This window comes from Blautia sp. AF34-10 (genome assembly GCF_003477865.1).
GTDB classification, from domain to species: domain Bacteria; phylum Bacillota; class Clostridia; order Lachnospirales; family Lachnospiraceae; genus Fusicatenibacter; species Fusicatenibacter saccharivorans.
Genome location: NZ_QUED01000013.1, coordinates 46,858 through 65,721 on the forward strand (window position 1 = coordinate 46,858; position 18,864 = coordinate 65,721).

The 18,864-nt window shown below is 49.2% G+C and carries 14 protein-coding genes, 1 tRNA gene and 4 pseudogenes; 17 read left to right on the top strand and 2 right to left on the bottom strand.

What is annotated here, in order from left to right; all coding sequences use genetic code 11:
• Nucleotide 1: 1 nt before the first annotated feature.
• The 4 genes and pseudogenes from DWZ60_RS09640 to DWZ60_RS09655 all read left to right on the top strand — a co-directional run bounded on the left by DWZ60_RS09640 (nt 2) and on the right by DWZ60_RS09655 (nt 2,065).
• Nucleotides 2-307: a response regulator gene (locus DWZ60_RS09640; RefSeq protein ID WP_243038281.1), complete on the top strand. Its 306-nt coding sequence runs from the start codon at nt 2-4 to the stop codon at nt 305-307.
• Nucleotides 308-389: 82 nt separating this feature from the next.
• Nucleotides 390-1,069, top strand: a pseudogene (locus tag DWZ60_RS21215) (substrate-binding periplasmic protein).
• Between the two features lie 257 nt (nt 1,070-1,326).
• Complete coding sequence (locus DWZ60_RS09650) at nt 1,327-1,632, top strand: response regulator (RefSeq protein WP_055228394.1); 306 nt, start codon at nt 1,327-1,329, stop codon at nt 1,630-1,632.
• 172 nt (nt 1,633-1,804) lie between these two features.
• The gene (locus tag DWZ60_RS09655) at nt 1,805-2,065 is read left to right on the top strand and encodes a hypothetical protein (protein ID WP_158576379.1); all 261 of its coding nucleotides are present in this window, start codon (nt 1,805-1,807) and stop codon (nt 2,063-2,065) included.
• Here the strand turns inward: DWZ60_RS09655 and DWZ60_RS09660 are convergent.
• Nucleotides 2,008-3,258 (bottom strand): tRNA(Met) cytidine acetate ligase, encoded by a 1,251-nt coding sequence (locus DWZ60_RS09660; protein ID WP_117802561.1) that lies wholly within the window; start codon nt 3,256-3,258, stop codon nt 2,008-2,010. The genes DWZ60_RS09655 and DWZ60_RS09660 overlap by 58 nt on opposite strands.
• A gap of 215 nt (nt 3,259-3,473) precedes the next feature.
• Between DWZ60_RS09660 and pta the strand changes: the two genes are divergently transcribed.
• From pta to ilvA, 11 genes and pseudogenes are all read left to right on the top strand, one after another.
• Complete coding sequence (gene pta / locus DWZ60_RS09665) at nt 3,474-4,469, top strand: phosphate acetyltransferase (protein ID WP_022462726.1); 996 nt, start codon at nt 3,474-3,476, stop codon at nt 4,467-4,469.
• A 99-nt stretch (nt 4,470-4,568) separates the two neighbouring features.
• Nucleotides 4,569-5,765, top strand: a complete 1,197-nt coding sequence (locus DWZ60_RS09670) for an acetate kinase (protein ID WP_022462727.1) — start codon at nt 4,569-4,571, stop codon at nt 5,763-5,765.
• A gap of 74 nt (nt 5,766-5,839) precedes the next feature.
• Complete coding sequence (locus DWZ60_RS09675) at nt 5,840-6,367, top strand: YceD family protein (protein WP_117802560.1); 528 nt, start codon at nt 5,840-5,842, stop codon at nt 6,365-6,367.
• Nucleotides 6,368-6,369: 2 nt separating this feature from the next.
• The gene (gene rpmF / locus DWZ60_RS09680; RefSeq protein WP_022462729.1) at nt 6,370-6,549 is read left to right on the top strand and encodes a 50S ribosomal protein L32; all 180 of its coding nucleotides are present in this window, start codon (nt 6,370-6,372) and stop codon (nt 6,547-6,549) included.
• Nucleotides 6,550-6,756: 207 nt separating this feature from the next.
• On the top strand, nt 6,757-7,542 hold the full coding sequence (locus DWZ60_RS09685) for a hypothetical protein (RefSeq protein ID WP_055218872.1): 786 nt from the start codon (nt 6,757-6,759) through the stop codon (nt 7,540-7,542).
• Between the two features lie 228 nt (nt 7,543-7,770).
• A pseudogene (gene plsX, locus DWZ60_RS09690) lies at nt 7,771-8,810 on the top strand (phosphate acyltransferase PlsX).
• Complete coding sequence (gene acpP / locus DWZ60_RS09695) at nt 8,800-9,033, top strand: acyl carrier protein (protein ID WP_117802558.1); 234 nt, start codon at nt 8,800-8,802, stop codon at nt 9,031-9,033. Before plsX ends, acpP begins: the two are co-directional and overlap by 11 nt.
• Before the next feature lie 105 nt (nt 9,034-9,138).
• Nucleotides 9,139-9,831 carry a ribonuclease III gene (gene rnc / locus DWZ60_RS09700; protein WP_055228392.1) on the top strand — a complete coding sequence of 231 codons (693 nt, stop codon included), beginning with the start codon at nt 9,139-9,141 and terminating at the stop codon, nt 9,829-9,831.
• A 7-nt stretch (nt 9,832-9,838) separates the two neighbouring features.
• The gene (gene smc, locus DWZ60_RS09705) at nt 9,839-13,399 is read left to right on the top strand and encodes a chromosome segregation protein SMC (protein WP_119221581.1); all 3,561 of its coding nucleotides are present in this window, start codon (nt 9,839-9,841) and stop codon (nt 13,397-13,399) included.
• A gap of 60 nt (nt 13,400-13,459) precedes the next feature.
• A complete protein-coding gene (gene ftsY, locus DWZ60_RS09710; protein WP_022462735.1) occupies nt 13,460-14,401 on the top strand; it encodes a signal recognition particle-docking protein FtsY in 942 nt (313 codons plus the stop codon).
• Nucleotides 14,402-14,436: 35 nt separating this feature from the next.
• A pseudogene (ilvA, locus tag DWZ60_RS09715) lies at nt 14,437-15,647 on the top strand (threonine ammonia-lyase).
• 124 nt (nt 15,648-15,771) lie between these two features.
• Here the strand turns inward: ilvA and DWZ60_RS09720 are convergent.
• Nucleotides 15,772-15,856 (bottom strand) — tRNA-Leu (locus DWZ60_RS09720).
• A gap of 203 nt (nt 15,857-16,059) precedes the next feature.
• Between DWZ60_RS09720 and DWZ60_RS09725 the strand changes: the two genes are divergently transcribed.
• Together DWZ60_RS09725 and dnaG are read left to right on the top strand one after the other, a co-directional pair.
• Entirely contained in the window at nt 16,060-17,067 is a 1,008-nt protein-coding gene (locus tag DWZ60_RS09725; RefSeq protein ID WP_117802556.1) for a deoxyguanosinetriphosphate triphosphohydrolase, read from the top strand.
• A gap of 16 nt (nt 17,068-17,083) precedes the next feature.
• Nucleotides 17,084-18,861 (top strand): annotated as a pseudogene (gene dnaG, locus DWZ60_RS09730) (DNA primase).
• Nucleotides 18,862-18,864 lie beyond the last annotated feature (3 nt).

The window sequence follows — 18,864 nt, forward strand, 5'->3', positions numbered from 1 at the left end:
CATTACAGAAGCGAAAAACGGAAAAGAGGCATTTGAAATATTTCAGAATTCCAGGTTGGATGAGTATGATGTCATCATCATGGATGTGATGATGCCGGTCATGGATGGGCTGGAAGCAACAAAAGCAATTCGTATGCTGGAACGTGAAGATGCCAAAAAGATTCCAATCATTGCCATGACGGCAAATGCTTTTGAGGAAGATCGGAAAGCATGTCTGGAGGCCGGGATGAATGAACATATTGGAAAGCCGATTGATATTCCGCGATTAAAAAGAGCGATCACAAAACTGCTGACAAAAAAGGGGTAGTAAACGCAAAAACATAATCATTCATTGAAATTAAGAAGAACTATAGTAATTTTATTAGGACTTTTGATATTTAGCAGTCACCCTGGCAGGGTGCAAAAACACAGATAACACGAAAGAAGAAACCGAAAAGCCTGTTATTACCCTCGGCAGCGACAGCTATCCACCATACAATTATCTGAATGAGGATGGTGTACCGACAGGAATTGATGTAGAACTGGCTACGGAAGCATTCAAAAGAATGGGATAACAGGTGAAGGTTGTCCAGATCAACTGGGAGGAGAAAAAAGAACTGGTGGAGAGCGGCGAGATTGATTGTATCATGGGCTGTTTTTTCTATGGAAGGACGTCTTGACGATTACCGCTGTCCAGTCCACAACCAAACCGGAAAGCATCTTTCTGAACCGGACGGATGAGAGGATCCCAAAGCTGGGAAATCTGATCATCCTGGGACACCGGGAGCTGATCTATACGTTTCTGGGAAAAGGATATGTAGATGCGGTTGCTGCACACGAGGAATCTATCGTTCAGTATAGGAAGGATTATGATGCAAGCTTCCGTATCCTGGAAGAGCCTCTGATGATCACCGGAATAGGCGTTGCTTTTGCAAAAGAGGATGACAGGGGAATCTGTGAGCAGATGGGCCAGACACAGGAAGAGATGCGTCTGGATGGCACATCCCTGAAAATCATTGAAAAATACCTGGATGATCCCCAGAAGTATCTGGAGGTGGAGAAAAACGGATCCAGCTGCTCGGCGGTCTGATAGGAATCTGTGTAGCTGTAGTCTCTCTGTTTTATTTCTTCCACGCAGAAAAAGCAGAAGCAGAGAAAAGAATGGTGGAGATTGTAAACTATGTGAAAGTGCAGTGTTCCACTACACCCATTATAATGAATCTTCGGAATCCAAAAGTCTCCTCCGTGCCATTGAAAGTGCCAGACAAATGAGTACAAATATTAAAATGGAAACAGAAAACGGCGGGCAGCTAAGAGAGGATTTCCTGAAAGAAAAAAGGTGCCGACGTGACAAAAACATGGGATGGTCAGGAAGCTGTTGAACTGTTCAGAAATAGTGAACCTGGTGAATTTGATGTCATTCTTATGGACATTATGATGCCGGTCATGAATGGTTATGAAGCTACAAAGATGATTAGGTCTCTGGACAGAGAGGATGCAAAGAAAATACCGATCATTGCAATGACAGCAAATGCGTTCACGGAGGACAGAATAAGGGCAAAAGAAGCAGGGATGAATGAACATGTTGCTAAGCCTGTTGATGTGGAATTACTGATGAAAGTAATTTATAGCGGGAGTGCTATGAAGCATTAATAGTACATGAGAAAACAAGGAGGAATTCAGTTGTTGGAGAAAGCGGTTCAGGCTGCAATATATGAAAAAGCTCTTAAAAATCATTATATAGAAATCCTGTACATTGATTTTGAAGATACTCATGCGTTATGCATCTGGCAATATAGATGATCTTAATCGGATAAAACAGCAGATGACGATGGAAGCAATCACACAGGGAACAGCAGAACACATCATGCATCATGTTATGATCAATTTTATACTGAATGGTGAGATGCGTTTCATGCAGTTTGACTTTACAAGAGAAAGTGCAGATACAAAAAATGTTTTCCTGTTTGTGGAGGACTATACAGTTCCACAGCAGCAGATGATGCTGCTGCTGGAAAAAAGCTGGTTCTATAACAGAACCAGCTTTTTTGTGTATTCATGGACGAACGGTGTCCCTGTTTTGTGAGAACGGACAGTCTCGTAAAAAAGAGAGGCCTGTATATCGCTCTCAAAGGCGGCAAGTGCATCGCCGGTAAGAAGCCGCGGGGCGTCGGCTGCCTTGGCAATGAGCGGCAGAGAAGAACGTCTTCTAATCTCTTTTAACAATGCACCGGCACTTTTTCGGAAACCGAGAACACGGTTATAGCCGGCCGGGTACAATGTTTTCTGGTTCAGAAGCAGATGCATCAGGGAACGGCTGATGCGGGTATACGTCATTTCCTTTGTTTTAAGCTGCATGGCGAATTCTGAAAATGAGGAGCATGCGTGGCGCTGGCGGAGGATGCGGTTGGCAAGATCCGGCGAGAGGTCGAGACAGGAGGAGAGAGATTCCTTCGTTTCCGTGAGGAGCCGTGCGGCGAGGAGCAGGCTGAAATCATCGGCGGTCAACAGTCCATGAGATGCGACGGCATTCTGAAAAGCGTGAAAGACCGCTTCTGGCATGCAGGAGGCGAGCGCGGACAGTTCCAGATCCTTATGCGGATTGGAAAAAAGAAGATTCCGCATTGCTGTAGCAGAAGGGAGTGCATGTGTGAAAAGCGCTCCTTCGTGGTAGCCGCTGCCCTCCCGGCGGATCGTTACCGGCCGAATGCGGCTTTGTGACAGCAGAAGTGCCTGGACATATTCAATGCCTAAAATATTGTTTGGTTCTTTTAAAAAGGTATCAAGTTCTTCTTTTGGAAGCGAAGAGAAGGAAGCGCTGTCAGAAAAATAAGCGGAAAGTGCCTGTGCGCGCGCCGTCGGGAAGGAAAGTCCGTTCCGAAGCAGACCGGAGAGCAGCTCACGGTATTCCTCCGGCTCGTGGAGCAGAACATCAGCGAGTTCCAGAAACGGCGCCGTGTCTCCATATTCACTGCCAAAGCAGAGAAAATCGACACAGCCAAGCGCAGTAAGAAGCGATACCGCCCCGCGTGCGAAATGCTGTGCACTGCCGAGCGCAAAGTGACACGGAAGCTGCAGCACAAGGTCCGCGCCGCCAAGAAGCGCCAGCTCCGCACGGTCGTGCTGATCGAGAATGGCAGGTGCGCCGCGCTGGACGAAATCGCCGCTCATAATCACGACAAGATAGTCCGCCCCGGTCAGTTCTCTGGCTTTTGCCAGCTGATAAGCATGGCCGTTATGAAAAGGATTATATTCTGCAATGACTGCGGTAATGGTCATAAAACGTACCTTCTTTCGAAAAAAATAGCACGATTCCAAACAGAGAGGAACCGCGGATCACATAGCCCTATCGTAACAAAAACAGAAAAGGAATGCAAGAATTCCTCCGTTTTGGATTTTTTGTCCAGTTGTTTTGAATTTTATACTTGCGAAAGGGCAAAAAGCGTACTACAATGAGAATATCGAGTAAATTTATCGAAAGGAGTCAAAAGATCATGGGATTTATTGACACAATTAAAGCAAGAGCAAAAGCAGACAAAAAAACAATTGTACTGCCAGAGTCAGAAGACAGAAGAACATATGAGGCTGCTGCACAGATCCTGAAAGAGGACCTTGCAAATCTGATCATCATCGGAAGCGAAGAGGCAGTAAAGAAAGGCAGCGAGGGACTGGATGTCTCCAAAGCTACTATTGTAGATCCAGAGAAAAACGAGAAAACACAGGCTTATGTAGATAAGCTGGTAGAGCTTCGTGCAAAGAAAGGCATGACTCCGGAGAAAGCAAGAGAGACCATCCTGAATGACTATACATATTATGGCGTTATGATGGTTAAAATGGGAGATGCAGACGGACTTGTTTCCGGTGCCTGCCATTCTACCGCAAACACCTTACGTCCATGCCTGCAGATCTTAAAGACCAAACCAGGAACAAAACTCGTATCCGCATTCTTCCTGATGGTAGTTCCGGACTGCGAGTACGGCGATGACGGTGTATTCGTATTCGGTGACTGTGGTCTGAACCAGAACCCGAATCCGGAAGAGCTGGCTGCAATCGCAGAGTCTTCCGCAGAGTCCTACCGCATGCTGACCGGAAACGAGCCAAGAGTTGCTATGCTTTCCCACTCCTCCAAAGGAAGTGCAAAACATGCTGATGTAGACAAAGTTGTTGAGGCTACCAGAATTGCAAAAGAAGCAAACCCGGATCTCGCTCTCGACGGCGAGCTGCAGCTTGATGCAGCAATCGTTCCGAGCGTAGGTGCATCCAAAGCTCCGGACAGCAAAGTAGCAGGAAAAGCAAACGTTCTGATCTTCCCGGATCTGGATGCCGGAAACATCGGATACAAACTGGTACAGAGACTGGCAAAAGCAGAAGCATACGGCCCAATGACGCAGGGTATCGCAGCTCCAGTCAACGATCTGTCCCGTGGATGCTCCGCAGAGGATATCGTTGGTGTTGTAGCAATCACTGCTGTACAGTGCCAGGCACAGTAAGCACGAAATAAAACCAATTACAAGCGGTTTTCTGGCCGGCTGCGGAGAACAGGCCGGCCAGAAGTTTTAATAAGACTTTTAAAATAGGAGAATTTAGAAATGAACGTATTAGTAGTAAACTGCGGAAGTTCCTCTCTGAAATTCCAGCTGATCAATTACGATAACCGTGACGTCCTGGCAAAAGGACTCTGTGAGAGAATCGGTATCGACGGACGCCTCGTTTATGAGCCAAAGAACGGCGAAAAAGAGGTAACAGAAGCAGCAATGCCGACACACGTAGAGGCAATCCAGATGGTTCTGGACGCTCTGGTAAACGAGAAGAGCGGCGTCATCAAGAGCCTGGAAGAAGTAGATGCCATCGGACACCGCGTTCTGCACGGCGGAATGAAGATCACAAACTCTGTTATCATCGATGACGAAGTAATCAAAGTTATCGAGGAGTGCGCTGACCTTGGTCCTCTGCACAATCCGGCAAACCTGATGGGAATCAATGCCTGCATGAAACTGATGCCGGGCGTTCCGAACGTAGCAGTATTTGATACCGCATTCCATCAGACCATGCCTCCGAAAGCATATATGTACGGTATTCCGAAAGAGTACTATGAGAAATACGCAATCCGTAAATACGGCTTCCACGGAACTTCTCATAAATTCGTATCCAAGAGAACCGCAGAGTTCCTTGGCAAAGACTACAACGATCTGAAGATCATCGTATGCCATATGGGAAATGGTGCTTCCCTTTCCGCTGTAAAGAACGGCAAATGTGTAGATACCTCCATGGGCCTTACCCCGCTCGAAGGTGTGATCATGGGAACCCGTTCCGGAGATATCGATCCGGCTTTTGTTGAGTATCTGTGCAACAAAGAGAACCTGACCGTATCCGAGGTTCTGAACATTCTGAACAAGAAATCCGGTATGCTCGGCATGACCGGCATCTCCAGCGATTACCGTGATGTATCTGCAGCAGCAGAGGCAGGTAATCAGGATGCCATCAACTGTCTGGAAGCATACGCTTACCGCATTATCAAATACATCGGTTCCTACATCGCAGCTATGGGCGGCGTAGATGTGATCACCTTCACCGCAGGCCTTGGAGAGAACGCTATTCCGCTTCGTGAGACCATCTGCAAAGCATTTGAGTTCATGGGTCTGGAATTCGATTCTGAGGCAAATAACTGCCGCGGCGTTGAGAAGATCATCACCAAAGAAGGCTCCAAGATTACAGCATGCGTGATCCCGACCAACGAGGAAATCGCAATCTGCGAGGAGACTGTAGAGTTAGTAAAAGGAAAATAAAAAATAATTCAAAAAGCAGTTGACAATTCTTACCTTCCCGGGTATAATTGGTAAAGTGTGATTAGGAGAACAATATGAAAATCAGTCTGACCAAGTTATTTGCGCAGGACGGAAAGTCCGAAAAGTATGAAATTCCGCTTACATCCGAAATTTTTTCGATCGGCGGGCAGGACTATCGGGTAATCGAAAAACATCCTGTTATCCTTGGCCTTACGCATGAAGGCAATCGTGTGATCACGATCACCGGCAGCGCAGACCTTACAATGGAGATTCCATGTGCAAGATGCCTGACACCGGTAGCGACTCCATTCCAGCTCGAGTTCGATCTGCAGATTGATCTGAATCTGTCAGAGGAAGAACGCGAGAAAAAAGAAGAGGACTCTTCGTTTGTGGAGGGAGACGAGCTCGATGTGGAAGAACTGGTTCGTAATGAGCTCATAGTCCAATGGCCGATTCGAGTGCTGTGTAAAGATGACTGTAAAGGAATCTGCAGCCGTTGTGGTGCGAATCTGAATATTCAGACCTGTGATTGTGATACCACAGGGCTAGACCCCCGAATGGCTGCAATCAAAGATATATTCAGCAAATTTAAGGAGGTGTAACTATGTCCATTTGTCCTAAGAATAAATCTTCCAAAGCAAGACGCGATAAGAGAAGAGCAAACTGGAAAATGTCTGCTCCGAACCTTGTAAAATGCAGCAAATGTGGTGCTCTTATGATGCCGCACAGAGTTTGCAAAGCTTGTGGTTCTTACAACAAAAAAGAAGTCGTTGCAATGGACTAATATTCATAAATCGGAATCAGTTCCGATGTGCAATGCAGCAAAAGGCTCCCGTCACCGGGGGCTTTTTTGTTGTCTCTGCGGGTTGTCTGGAAGCGTCATATAAAAGATTTGACGTGGTGTGTCGTGATGTGCTATAATGGTCTCGGTGAGAATTGAAACAATATTGCAACATTTTCGTAACAATTATAAAAAAGGAGTGCAAAGCATATGAAGAATAGACGAATCATATTTCTGGCAGCATGCATGTGCAGTGTAGTATTCCTCTCAGGATGTTCCACAGACAGTCTGATGGATAAAATGATGGGAACTGAGACGACGGTTTCGTCTTCGGCCAGTGTAGATATTTCAAAAGAGGACAGCGATGCTGTTCATGTAGATGCCAATCTGGAAAAGCCGGTTTTTTCGGTAAATCCGGTGGAGAGCCTGCAGATTCCCGTTGGAAATACATCTGGAAAGCTGACTTGTGAGGCAGGAATAACGGGAGAAGGCACAGTAACATATCAGTGGTATAAGAACAACGTAAATTCCAACGGCGGAGGAACGCCGATTGAAGGCGCAACAGAAGTGACATACCAGGTCGATACTTCGGCGGAGGGCAAAGATTACTATTACGTTGTGGCAACAAACACGGTTGGAAATACCGTTTCCATGGCGACGAGTACAGTAACAGAAGTTACGGTAATTCCGGCAGGGAAATGGGTTCAGAATGAAAACGGATGGCAGTATCAGAATAATGATGGAAGCTATGCAACCAATACCTGGCAGAATATCGACGGCTACTGGTACGTGTTTGATGAAAATTCATACATGGTGACAGGATGGTACTGGAGCGGAGAAGAATGGTATTATCTGGCGGACAACGGTCAGATGCAGACCGGCTGGTTCACGCAGGATGGTGAGGAATATTATTTGGATCCGGATACCGGTGTCATGGCACGGAATACAACCATAGACGGTCATGAGATGAATTCGAGCGGAGTCAAGGTTTCTTAAGAAAAATAAGATAAAACAGAGCGGGTGGATTTTGGAAAGATAAATCCACCCGCTTTTTTGGAATACAGGAGAAAGCGCGGATGGGCATTTGTGCTTGATTTTTGCAAAGGAGTTTAGTATAGTTAATACAGCACTTGCATGAGTGCTTTTAGAGCGTGGTTGAAAACGGTTTTTTGAAAGAAAAAGAGTTTTCAAACGCGCTTTAGAAAAGAGAAAAGAGGAAAAAACATGAGTGACTTAGTCAGAGTTGCAGTGGACGCGATGGGCGGCGATTATGCGCCTGTGGAGCCGGTAAAAGGCGCCGTTGAGGCCGTAAACGCAGATGAACGTGTCAAAGTCCAGCTGGTCGGCCAGGTGGATGTCATCGAAAAAGAACTGCAGAAATATACGTACCCGAAGGAGCGGGTTGAGATCGTTCCGGCAACCGAGATCATTGAGACGGGAGAGCCGCCGGTCAATGCGATCCGCCACAAAAAAGATTCTTCGATCGTTGTCGGCATGAAAAAAGTGCGCTGCGGAGAGGCAGACGCGTTTGTCTCCTCCGGAAGCACCGGAGCAGTCCTGGTCGGCGGACAGACGATCGTAGGACGCATCAAGGGCGTAGAGCGCCCGCCGCTGGCTCCGCTGATCCCGACGAAAGACGGTGTATCCCTTCTGATCGACTGCGGTGCGAATGTTGATGCAAGACCGTCCCATCTGGTGCAGTTTGCCATGATGGGTTCCATCTATATGGAACACGTTGTCGGCATTAAAAATCCGCGTGTGGGAATCGTGAATATCGGTGTGGAAGAAGAAAAAGGAAACGCGCTCGTCAAAGAGACGTATCCGCTTCTGAAAGAAAACCCGTATATCAACTTTGTCGGCAGTATCGAAGCAAGAGAAATTCCAAACGGAGCCGCAGACGTTGTTGTCTGTGAGGCGTTTGTCGGAAACGTTATCTTAAAGCTGTATGAGGCGTCGGCGCGACCCTGATTTCCAAGGTAAAACAGGGCATGATGACATCTCTGCGCAGTAAAATCGGAGCCCTTCTTGTGAAACCGGCGCTGAAAGAGACACTGAAGTCTTTTGATGCCAGTGAGTACGGCGGAGCACCGCTGCTTGGCTTAAAAGGACTCGTTGTAAAAACGCACGGAAGCTCAAAAGCCAACGAATTTAAAAATTCCATTCTCCAGTGCATTTCATTTAGCGAGGAGAAGATTCCGCAGAAAGTGCAGGAGCATCTGGCAGACTATAAGAGCAGCAGGGAGGCAGCGAAAGATGGAATTTGAGAAATTACAGGAGATCATTGCGGATGTATTAAACGTAGATCCGAATGAAGTAACCATGGAGACAACCTTTACAGATGATCTGGGAGCGGATTCCCTGGATGTATTTCAGATTGTGATGGGAATTGAAGAAGAATTTGATATCCAGATCGAAGCAGAAGAAGCAGAGCACATCGTATCGGTTGAGGATGCGGTGGAAGCGATCAAAAAGAAACTGGCAGAATAATAGAAAATGGCGAAGGGGCTGTTTGCTACAGGACAGCCCCTTTGTTACCGTCCGCAGAACACCTGCAAACGGTAACTATGAGGAAGGACAGGCTTAAAACAGGTTATGAATAATATTGATAAACTCGTGGATTTGGAAAAGAAGATCCAGTATAAATTTCAGGATTTCGGACTGCTGGAGATGGCGATGCGCCATTCTTCCTACGCAAATGAGCACCATATGGAGCGCCTGGAGTGCAACGAGCGTCTGGAGTTCTTAGGAGATGCCGTGCTGGAAGTTGTATCCAGCGAATTTTTATACAAGACATTCCCGCGTCTCCCGGAGGGCGAGATGACGAAAAAACGCGCCAGCCTCGTCTGTGAACCGGCACTGGCATTCTGTGCCCGTGAGATTGACCTTGGCAGCTTTCTGCTCCTTGGAAAGGGCGAGGAGGCAACCGGCGGCCGTCACCGCGATTCCATCGTTTCGGATGCTATGGAGGCAACGATCGGTGCGATTTTCCTGGACGGCGGCTTTGAACCGGCAAAAGCGTTCGTTCTGAACTATATCTTAAACGATATCGAACACAAACAGCTTTTCTACGACAGCAAAACGATTCTGCAGGAGCTGATCCAGGGTGAGACGGATGAAGAGATTGTTTACACCATCTTAAAAGAAGAGGGACCGGATCACGACAAGAGCTTCTGGGCACAGGTCAGCGTCGGAAAGAAAGCGCTCGGTACCGGAAAGGGCAGAACGAAAAAAGCGGCAGAACAGGCAGCGGCATACGATGCAATTCTTGCCAGAAAAAAAGCGTAGGTGAATTATGTATCTCAAATCCATTGAAATGCAGGGATTTAAGTCGTTTGCCAACAAAACCATTCTGCAGTTCCACGACGGTATTACCGGCGTTGTAGGGCCGAACGGCAGTGGAAAGAGCAATGTTGGCGATGCGGTGCGCTGGGTGCTCGGCGAACAGAGCGCCAAGCAGCTCCGCGGCGGAAATATGCAGGATGTTATTTTCTCCGGAACCGAGACGAGAAAGCCGCTCGGCTACGCGTCGGTTGCAATTACACTCGACAATTCCGACCACAAGCTGAATGTCGATTTCGAGGAAGTCACGGTGACGAGACGGCTCTACCGCTCCGGTGAGAGCGAGTATCTGATGAACGGCGCATCGTGCCGGTTAAAGGACATCAACGAGCTGTTCTACGATACCGGTATCGGAAAAGAAGGCTATTCCATCATCGGACAGGGTCAGATTGATAAGATTTTAAGTGGTAAGCCGGAAGAGCGCCGGGAGCTGTTTGACGAAGCGGCAGGAATTGTCAAATTCAAGAGAAGGAAGGCCGTGACCGAAAAGAAGCTGGCGGAAGAGCAGCAGAATCTGGTGCGCGTCAACGACATTCTCTCGGAACTGACAAGGCAGTTAGAGCCGCTGGAACGCCAGTCTGAGACGGCAAAGATTTATTTAAAGAAGAAAGAGGAATTAAAGCTCCTCGATATCAATATGTTTCTGCTCGAGATGGAGCGCATCCGGAACGATCTCGCGAAAGTAGAAGACCGGTACCGGATTACAGAAGAGCAGTTAAAGAGCACGAAAGAGGCTTTTGAGCATACGAAGCAGGAGTATGAAAAGCTGGAACAGGAGCAGGAAAAACTGGACCAGACGATTCTTTCTGCGCGCGATCAGGCGGGGGAGAATGCACTGAAACGTCAGCAGCTCGAAAACCAGATCGAGGTGTTGAATGAGCAGATTCGTGCATCGGAGAGGAACAGCGACACATTAAGAGAACGTCTGGAGGCGATCCGCGCGGAGAGCCGCACAAAGACGGCAGAAAAAAATACATATCAGGCAGAAAAGGACGGGCTTCATGAAGCACTTCTTGCGTCAGAGACGGAAAAGAGTGAGAAAGAGGCCGCTCTCTCGGAATGCCAGGGGCAGATCCAGGCAGTCGAGCTGCAGAGTGAACAGGATAAGAGCGAAGTCATCGGCCTTCTGAACCAGCGGGGTTCCACGAAGGGAAAAATGCAGCGCTACGATGCGATGCTCGAGCAGATCGGCATCCGAAAGGCAGAATTAAGCCAGAGGGTGCTGCATTTAAAGACGAGCGAGTCCGAACAGAACGGGCAGATGGAAGAACTGCAGAACGCGTTTGAAGCGCTCGAAGAGACGGTAAGCAGCCTGAAACAGCAGTACCAGGAGGCAGATCAGAAGATTACCGCGCTGACGGCGGATCTCTCGAACCAGACGAAAGAGATGGAAGCCGGCCAGACCAATTACCACAGAGAAGCGTCAAGGCTCGAATCCTTAAAGAACATCACCGAGCGGTACGACGGCTATGGAAACAGTATTCGGAAGGTCATGGAGCAGAAAGACCGGAATCCCGGCATCCACGGCGTTGTGGCGGATCTTCTGCAGGCGGAGAAAAAGTACGAGACGGCGATCGAGACCGCACTTGGCGGCAGCATTCAGAATATTGTCACCGACAATGAGGCGACGGCGAAATACCTGATTGAATACCTGAAACGGGGCCATTTCGGCCGTGCGACGTTCCTTCCGCTCACCAGTATGCGCGGGAAAAAAACGCAGGTGAATGAGGATGCGGCAAGAGAAACCGGTGTGCTTGGTGTGGCAAATGCACTTGTTTCGTACGACCCGGTGTATGAGGGCCTTGTGGCACAGCTGCTTGGAAGAACGCTGGTGGTCGACACGATCGACCATGCCATTGTGATTCAGCGGAAATACCGTCAGACGCTCCGCATGGTAACCCTCGAGGGCGAGCTCTTGAGCCCGGGCGGTTCCATGACAGGAGGTTCGTTCCGGAACAACAGCAACCTGCTCGGAAGACGGCGTGAGATTGAGGAACTCGAAAAGAGCGTACAGGGTCTTGCGAAGGAACTGCGGGAAATCCAGCAGGAACTTGAAGAGAAGAAAAATAAGCGGAATGAAATCCGTGATCTCCGCACCGAGCTGAATGAAAAACTGCAGCGGCAGTACATCGAGCAGAATACGGTGCGCCTGAATCTGGAAAAAGCGCGCGAGAAAAAGACGGAAATCCGTCTGGATTTTGAAGCGCTTCAGAAGGAGAGTCTCGAGATTGAAAATCAGATCGCCGAGATTGAGCGGAACCGGAAAGTCATCGGTCAGGAAATGCAGGAATCGGTGGAGCGGGAAAGCACGCTGCAGGAGAATATCCAGAAGGCACAGGAGGCGCTTACAGGGCTTCGCCGCCGGGAAGCAGAATATACGAAGGATCTTGAAGAAATCCGGTTAAATTACGCAAATCTGTCCCAGAAGGATGGATTCCTTGCCCAGAACATCCGCCGTCTTGAGGAAGAGACGGGAAAACTGGAAGCGGAAAGCCGCACCATGCTGGAAAAAGCGGCGGAGGAAAAAGACGATGTCAAAAGGAAACAGCAGGACATCGTGGAGATCCAGAAGACGATTGCAGCAGCAGTGCAGGCAAAAGAAGAGGAAGACCGCCGGATTGTGGAACTGCAGGAGAAAAAAGAAGCATTAAGCGCAGATCACAAAGAATTTTTCGAGAAGCGGGATCAGCTCTCCGACCAGATTTCCCTGATGGACAAAGAGTGCTTCCGTCTGAACAGCCAGAAAGAAAAGCTGGAGGAGACAAAAGAGGCACAGACCTCGTATCTCTGGGAAGAGTACGAAGTGACACCGGGCCACGCAAGAGAGTTCCAGATGGAGGAGATTCCGGAGCGTAGTGAATTAAAGCGGCGTGTGCTGGAAGTAAAAGATGCGATCCGGAAGCTTGGCTCTGTCAATGTGAATGCGATTGAGGAGTACAAAGAGATTTCGGAGCGCCACGCCTTTCTCGATGCACAGCACACCGATCTTGTCAAGGCGGCAGAGACACTGCAGGGCATCATCGATGAGCTGGATGCCGGTATGCGCAAGCAGTTCACGGAAAAATTCGAGGAGATCCGGAAAGAGTTTGACCGCGTGTTCCGCCAGCTGTTCGGCGGCGGAAAGGGAACGCTGGAACTCGAGGAGGACACGGATGTACTCGAGGCAGGTATCCGCATCATTTCCCAGCCGCCGGGAAAGAAACTGCAGAATATGATGCAGCTCTCCGGAGGCGAGAAGGCACTGACCGCGATTGCGCTGCTTTTTGCAATCCAGAACTTAAAGCCGTCCCCGTTCTGTTTACTTGACGAGATCGAGGCGGCGCTCGACGATTCCAACGTAACGCGTTTTGCACAGTATCTGCATAAGCTGACAAAAAATACCCAGTTCATCGTCATCACCCACAGGCGCGGTACGATGACGGCGGCAGACCGTCTGTACGGCATCACGATGCAGGAGAAGGGTGTTTCTACCCTTGTTTCTGTCGATTTGATCGAGGGAGAACTGGACAAATAGAAACGAATAAGATACAATACGAAAGAAGTAAGATAGAAAAGATAAAGGGAGGCGAACGGTATGGCGGAGGAGAAAGTAGGCTTTTTCAAACGTCTTGTCAACGGTCTGACGAAGACCCGAGACAGCATTGTAGCTGGAATTGATTCTATTTTCAGCGGCTATTCCAATATTGATGACGATTTTTATGAGGAGATCGAGGAGATTCTCGTCATGGGAGATATCGGCATCAATACAACGACCAAAATTATTGACCACTTAAAAGAGCGGGTGGCAGAAGAGCACATTACCGATCCGGCAGAGTGCAAACAGCTTCTGATCGAGAGCATCAAAAAACAGATGGATGTAGGCGATACAGCCTATGAATTTGAAAACCGGAAATCGGTAGTGCTGGTGATCGGTGTCAATGGAGTCGGAAAAACGACCTCCGTCGGAAAGCTGGCCGGCCTTCTGAAGGATCAGGGCAAAAAGGTTGTTCTTGCGGCAGCAGATACGTTCCGTGCAGCGGCAGGCGAGCAGCTCACGGAGTGGGCGCACCGCGCCGGCGTGGATATCATCGGCGGACAGAACGGAGCAGATCCGGCGTCCATCGTGTACGATGCAGTCGCAGCGGCAAAAGCCAGAAATGCGGATGTGCTGATCTGTGATACGGCAGGAAGACTTCACAACAAGAAGAACCTGATGGAAGAGCTCCACAAGATTTACCGGATTCTGGAAAAAGAGTACCCAGAGGCATACCTGGAAACGCTGGTGGTGCTGGATGGTACCACGGGCCAGAATGCGCTGCAGCAGGCAAGACAGTTTGCGGAAGTGGCAAATGTCACCGGTATCATTCTGACGAAGCTGGACGGAACTGCAAAGGGCGGTATCGCCGTTGCCATCCAGTCCGAGCTTGATATTCCGGTCAAATACATCGGCGTGGGCGAGAGCATCCACGATCTGCAGAAATTTGATGCAGACCAGTTTGTAAATGCACTGTTCCATACATCCGAAGAGAATGCTTAAAAAGACAACAAGGAGAAAAGACTATGGCAGAAGAAATGCTGACACTCCCGAAATTTGAGGAAGCGTCTGAAATTGTAAAAAAAGTAACACAGGAGACCAAACTGGTTTACAGCAAATATTTCAGCGAGCAGACGGGAAATAAAGTCTACTAAAACCGGAAAATATGCAGCTGACCGGCGCCTATAAGCTGCGCGGTGCCTATTACAAAATCAGCACCTTAAGTGAAGAGGAGCGCGCAAAAGGACTGATCACCGCATCGGCAGGAAACCATGCACAGGGCGTTGCGTATGCGGCAAAATGCTACGGTGCAAAGGCTGTCATTGTGATGCCGACGACCACACCGCTCATCAAAGTAGAGCGTACCCAGAGCTACGGCGCTGAGGTTGTTCTGTACGGAGATGTGTACGATGAGGCATGTGCAAAAGCATACGAGCTTGCAGCAGAGCATGGCTATACCTTTATTCACCCGTTCGATGATCTGACCGTTGCAACCGGCCAGGGAACCATCGCTATGGAAGTGATTCAGGAGCTTCCGCTCGTAGATTATATCCTTGTTCCGATCGGAGGAGGCGGACTGGCTACCGGTGTTTCCACACTGGCAAAACTGCTGAAACCAAACATCAAAGTCATCGGTGTTGAGCCGTCCGGAGCAGCCTGTATGAAGGCTTCTTTTGAAAAAGGCGAGGTAACGACCGTATCTCCTGTCAGCACAATTGCAGACGGTACTGCAGTACAGACACCGGGAACCAAGATTTTCCCGTATGTAAGACAGAACCTGGACGAGATCATTACTGTGGATGATGATGAGCTGATCGTAGCATTCCTTGATATGGTAGAAAACCACAAGATGATCGTCGAGAACTCCGGTCTTCTGACTGTGGCTGCATTAAAGCATCTGGATGTCAAGGGCAAAAAGATTGTTTCGATCTTAAGCGGCGGAAATATGGACGTCATCACCATGTCTTCCGTGATCCAGAACGGACTGATCCAGAGAGACCGTATCTTTACTGTATCCGTTCTTCTGCCGGATAAACCAGGCGAGCTGGTACGCGTTTCCCAGGTGATTGCAAACGAGAACGGAAACGTCATCAAACTGGACCACAACCAGTTCTTCACAACGAACAGAAGTGCTGCAGTAGAGCTCCGCATCACAATGGAGGCATTCGGCACCGATCACAAGAACCGTATTGTCAAAGCACTGGAAGAGGCTGGCTATACACCGAAGATTGTAAGACCGAACCTGTAAAAACAGAAATTGCAGAGAAAATTCTGAAAAAAAGAAAAATAAGAAATCAGAGGGATCCGGAAAGGAATTTCCTCTGATTTTTTTGAGCAGGAAAAAACCCTTGCATGCACAAGGGTTTTCGTTCTGCGGAAGATGGGACTTGAACCCACACGATCGCAATGACCACCAGATCCTTAGTCTGGCCTGTCTGCCAATTCCAGCACTTCCGCATGTTCTTTAAGTTTTTGTCATCTCGCTGACGACAAGATGTATTATAGCACCAGAGTTGTAAGCCGTCAACACTTTTTTTGAAAAAATTTGAAAAATTTGAAAAATAAAAAAGGAAATCGGAATCGGGCACCGAATATAGGAAATAGGAGGACAATGAAAAGAACTGTTACAGGCATATTACCGGGAAAGAGGTGGTCTTCGTTTGAACTTGAGAGAATCGTTTGAAGAACGGGAATTTCAGAAGCTGAGTCCTTATGCGGCGCACAGCCGGAATTCCAGAGGAAGGGACCGATATGAACCGGAGTGTGACATCCGCACCGTCTACCAGAGAGACCGGGACCGGATTCTCCACTCCAAAGCCTTTCGCAGGATGAAAGACAAAACACAGGTGTTTCTTGCTGCGCAGGGCGATCATTACCGGACCCGCCTGACGCACACACTCGAGGTGTCCCAGATTGCCCGCACGATTGCGCGGGCGCTGAATCTGAATGAGGATCTGACCGAAGCCATTGCGCTCGGCCACGATCTCGGACACACGCCGTTCGGCCATTCCGGGGAAGCGGCGCTCAATGCGGTGCATCCCGGGGGCTTCCGCCACGCGGAACAGAGCGTCCGTGTCGTGGAGGTTCTGGAAAAGGAAGGACAGGGCCTGAACCTGACCTGGGAAGTGCGGGATGGAATTCTGAACCACCGCACGGCGGGAAAGCCGTCGACCCTGGAGGGACAGGTTGTGCGTCTCTGCGACAAGATCGCCTACATCCACCACGATATGGACGATGCCATCCGTGCCGGCATTTTAAGCGAGGATGACATCCCGATTACGATCCGCGTCGTCCTTGGCGATACATGCCGCGAGCGGCTCAATACGCTGATCCACGACATTGTGGAGCAGAGCCGCGGAACGGAGTATGTGCGCCAGTCGGCGGAGATTGCCGAGGGAATGCGCATGCTGCGGGAGTTGATGTTCGCGAACGTCTACCGCAACCAGGAGGCGAAAAAAGAGGAGGAGAAGGCAAAGAAGATGCTGATTTCCCTCTACACCTACTACCAGGAGCACCCGGAACAGATGTCCCGCGAGTACCGGAATCTGATCGGGTGCGGCGAGGACAAGACACAGGTAGTATGCGATTACATTGCCGGTATGACCGATCAGTATTCCATGCACAAATACGAGGAGCTGTTCGTGCCGAAAGCCTGGGCGGTTTATTAGATACAGGGAGGAAAAAATGCGATATTCCGATGATTTAGTGGAAGAGATTCGTATGAAAAATGACATCGTAGATGTGATATCCGGCTACGTAAAGCTGACAAGAAGAGGAAGCTCTTACTTCGGGCTCTGCCCGTTCCACAATGAGAAGTCCCCTTCCTTTTCCGTCAGCCCAGGAAAGCAGATGTATTACTGCTTCGGATGCGGAGCCGGAGGAAATGTTTTCACATTTTTGATGGAATACGAAAACTTCACGTTTGTGGAAGCCTTGAAATTTCTGGCCGACCGGGCCGGGGTGGAGCTTCCGCAGATGGAGTATTCGAAAGAAGCAAAGGAGCAGGCGGATTTAAAGAATACGCTGCTGGAGATCAATAAGCAGGCGGCGAAATTCTATTATTACCAGCTCCACACCGAGCGCGGAAAGCAGGGCTACGATTACCTGAAGGGGCGCGGCCTTTCGGATGATACGATTCGAAAATTCGGCCTTGGCTATTCAGATAAGTATGGAAGCCTGCTGTACCGTTTCTTAAAAGAAAAAGGGTATGACGATGAAATCCTGCGTCAGTCGGGCCTTTTTCTGGCGGACGAGGTGCATGGCATGCAGGACAAGTTCTGGAACCGTGTCATTTACCCGATCATGGATGCCAACAGCCGTGTCATCGGCTTCGGAGGCCGTGTGATGGGGGATGGAAAGCCGAAATACCTGAATTCGCCGGAGACAAAGATTTTCGATAAGAGCCGCAATCTCTACGGGCTGCATCTGGCGCGCTCTTCACGGAGAAAAAATCTGATTATCTGCGAGGGCTATATGGACGTCATCTCCATGCACCAGGCAGGATTCAATAACGCGGTAGCTTCTCTTGGAACAGCACTCACATCGCTGCAGGCGGGGCTGATGAAACGGTATACCGACGAGGTTCTTGTGATCTATGACAGCGATGAGGCAGGCGTCAAAGCGGCGCTTCGTGCGATTCCGATGCTCAAAGGGGTTGGTCTTACAACGCGTGTCGTCAATTTGAGACCGTATAAGGACCCGGATGAGTTTATCCAGCACGAGGGCTGCGAAGCGTTCGAAAAACGTCTGGAAGAGGCGGAGAACAGCGTTTTGTATGAGATCCGCATGAAGGAACGCGATTTCGACCTTGCCGACCCGCAGGGCAAATCCGATTTCCTGCATGAGGCGGTGCGTCGTCTCGTTGCAATCGAGGATGAGATCGAGCGGAACAGTTATCTTGAGGCAGTGGCAGGAAAATACGGGATTGCCGTCGAAGTACTGCGAAAGCAGGTCGGTCAGATGGCACTATCAGGAGCCGGAAGGACGGAGCGTGTCAAGCCGCGGAATACAGCCGCAAACAAAAAAGAGAAAGAGGGCGGTGTCGAAAAAGCACAGAGCTGATGCTGACATGGATGACCTCTTATCCGGCGCTCATTGGAAAACTGGAAAAATATATTACGCCGGAGGATTTTACCACACCTCTTTACCGCCAGATTGCAGAGATGATTGTGCTGCAGTATCACGAGGGCGGGGTGAATCCGGCAAAGCTTTTGAATCAGTTTGTTGATTCCGAGGAGCAGAAAGAAGTTGCAGGCCTTTTTAATGCCAGAATCCCGCTGGAGACAGAGGAGGAAAAACGGCGCGCGCTGCATGATGTGATCTGCAATATGAAAGAAAACAGCATTGCGTATCAGTCGGCACATATGAATGTGACCGATATGGCGGCGCTGCAGAAGCTGATGGCGGACAAAAAGAGCCTGGAGCGGTGGAAAGCAGGGGAACTTCCGGATTTCGCTTTTTAAGGA

Coding starts and splice junctions, on each gene's coding strand:
- DWZ60_RS09655 (WP_158576379.1), top strand. CDS start 1,805: ATGACGATGGAAGCAATCACACAGGGAACAGCAGAACACATCATGCAT.
- DWZ60_RS09660 (WP_117802561.1), bottom strand. CDS start 3,258: ATGACCATTACCGCAGTCATTGCAGAATATAATCCTTTTCATAACGGC.
- pta (WP_022462726.1), top strand. CDS start 3,474: ATGGGATTTATTGACACAATTAAAGCAAGAGCAAAAGCAGACAAAAAA.
- DWZ60_RS09670 (WP_022462727.1), top strand. CDS start 4,569: ATGAACGTATTAGTAGTAAACTGCGGAAGTTCCTCTCTGAAATTCCAG.
- DWZ60_RS09675 (WP_117802560.1), top strand. CDS start 5,840: ATGAAAATCAGTCTGACCAAGTTATTTGCGCAGGACGGAAAGTCCGAA.
- rpmF (WP_022462729.1), top strand. CDS start 6,370: ATGTCCATTTGTCCTAAGAATAAATCTTCCAAAGCAAGACGCGATAAG.
- DWZ60_RS09685 (WP_055218872.1), top strand. CDS start 6,757: ATGAAGAATAGACGAATCATATTTCTGGCAGCATGCATGTGCAGTGTA.
- acpP (WP_117802558.1), top strand. CDS start 8,800: ATGGAATTTGAGAAATTACAGGAGATCATTGCGGATGTATTAAACGTA.
- rnc (WP_055228392.1), top strand. CDS start 9,139: ATGAATAATATTGATAAACTCGTGGATTTGGAAAAGAAGATCCAGTAT.
- smc (WP_119221581.1), top strand. CDS start 9,839: ATGTATCTCAAATCCATTGAAATGCAGGGATTTAAGTCGTTTGCCAAC.
- ftsY (WP_022462735.1), top strand. CDS start 13,460: ATGGCGGAGGAGAAAGTAGGCTTTTTCAAACGTCTTGTCAACGGTCTG.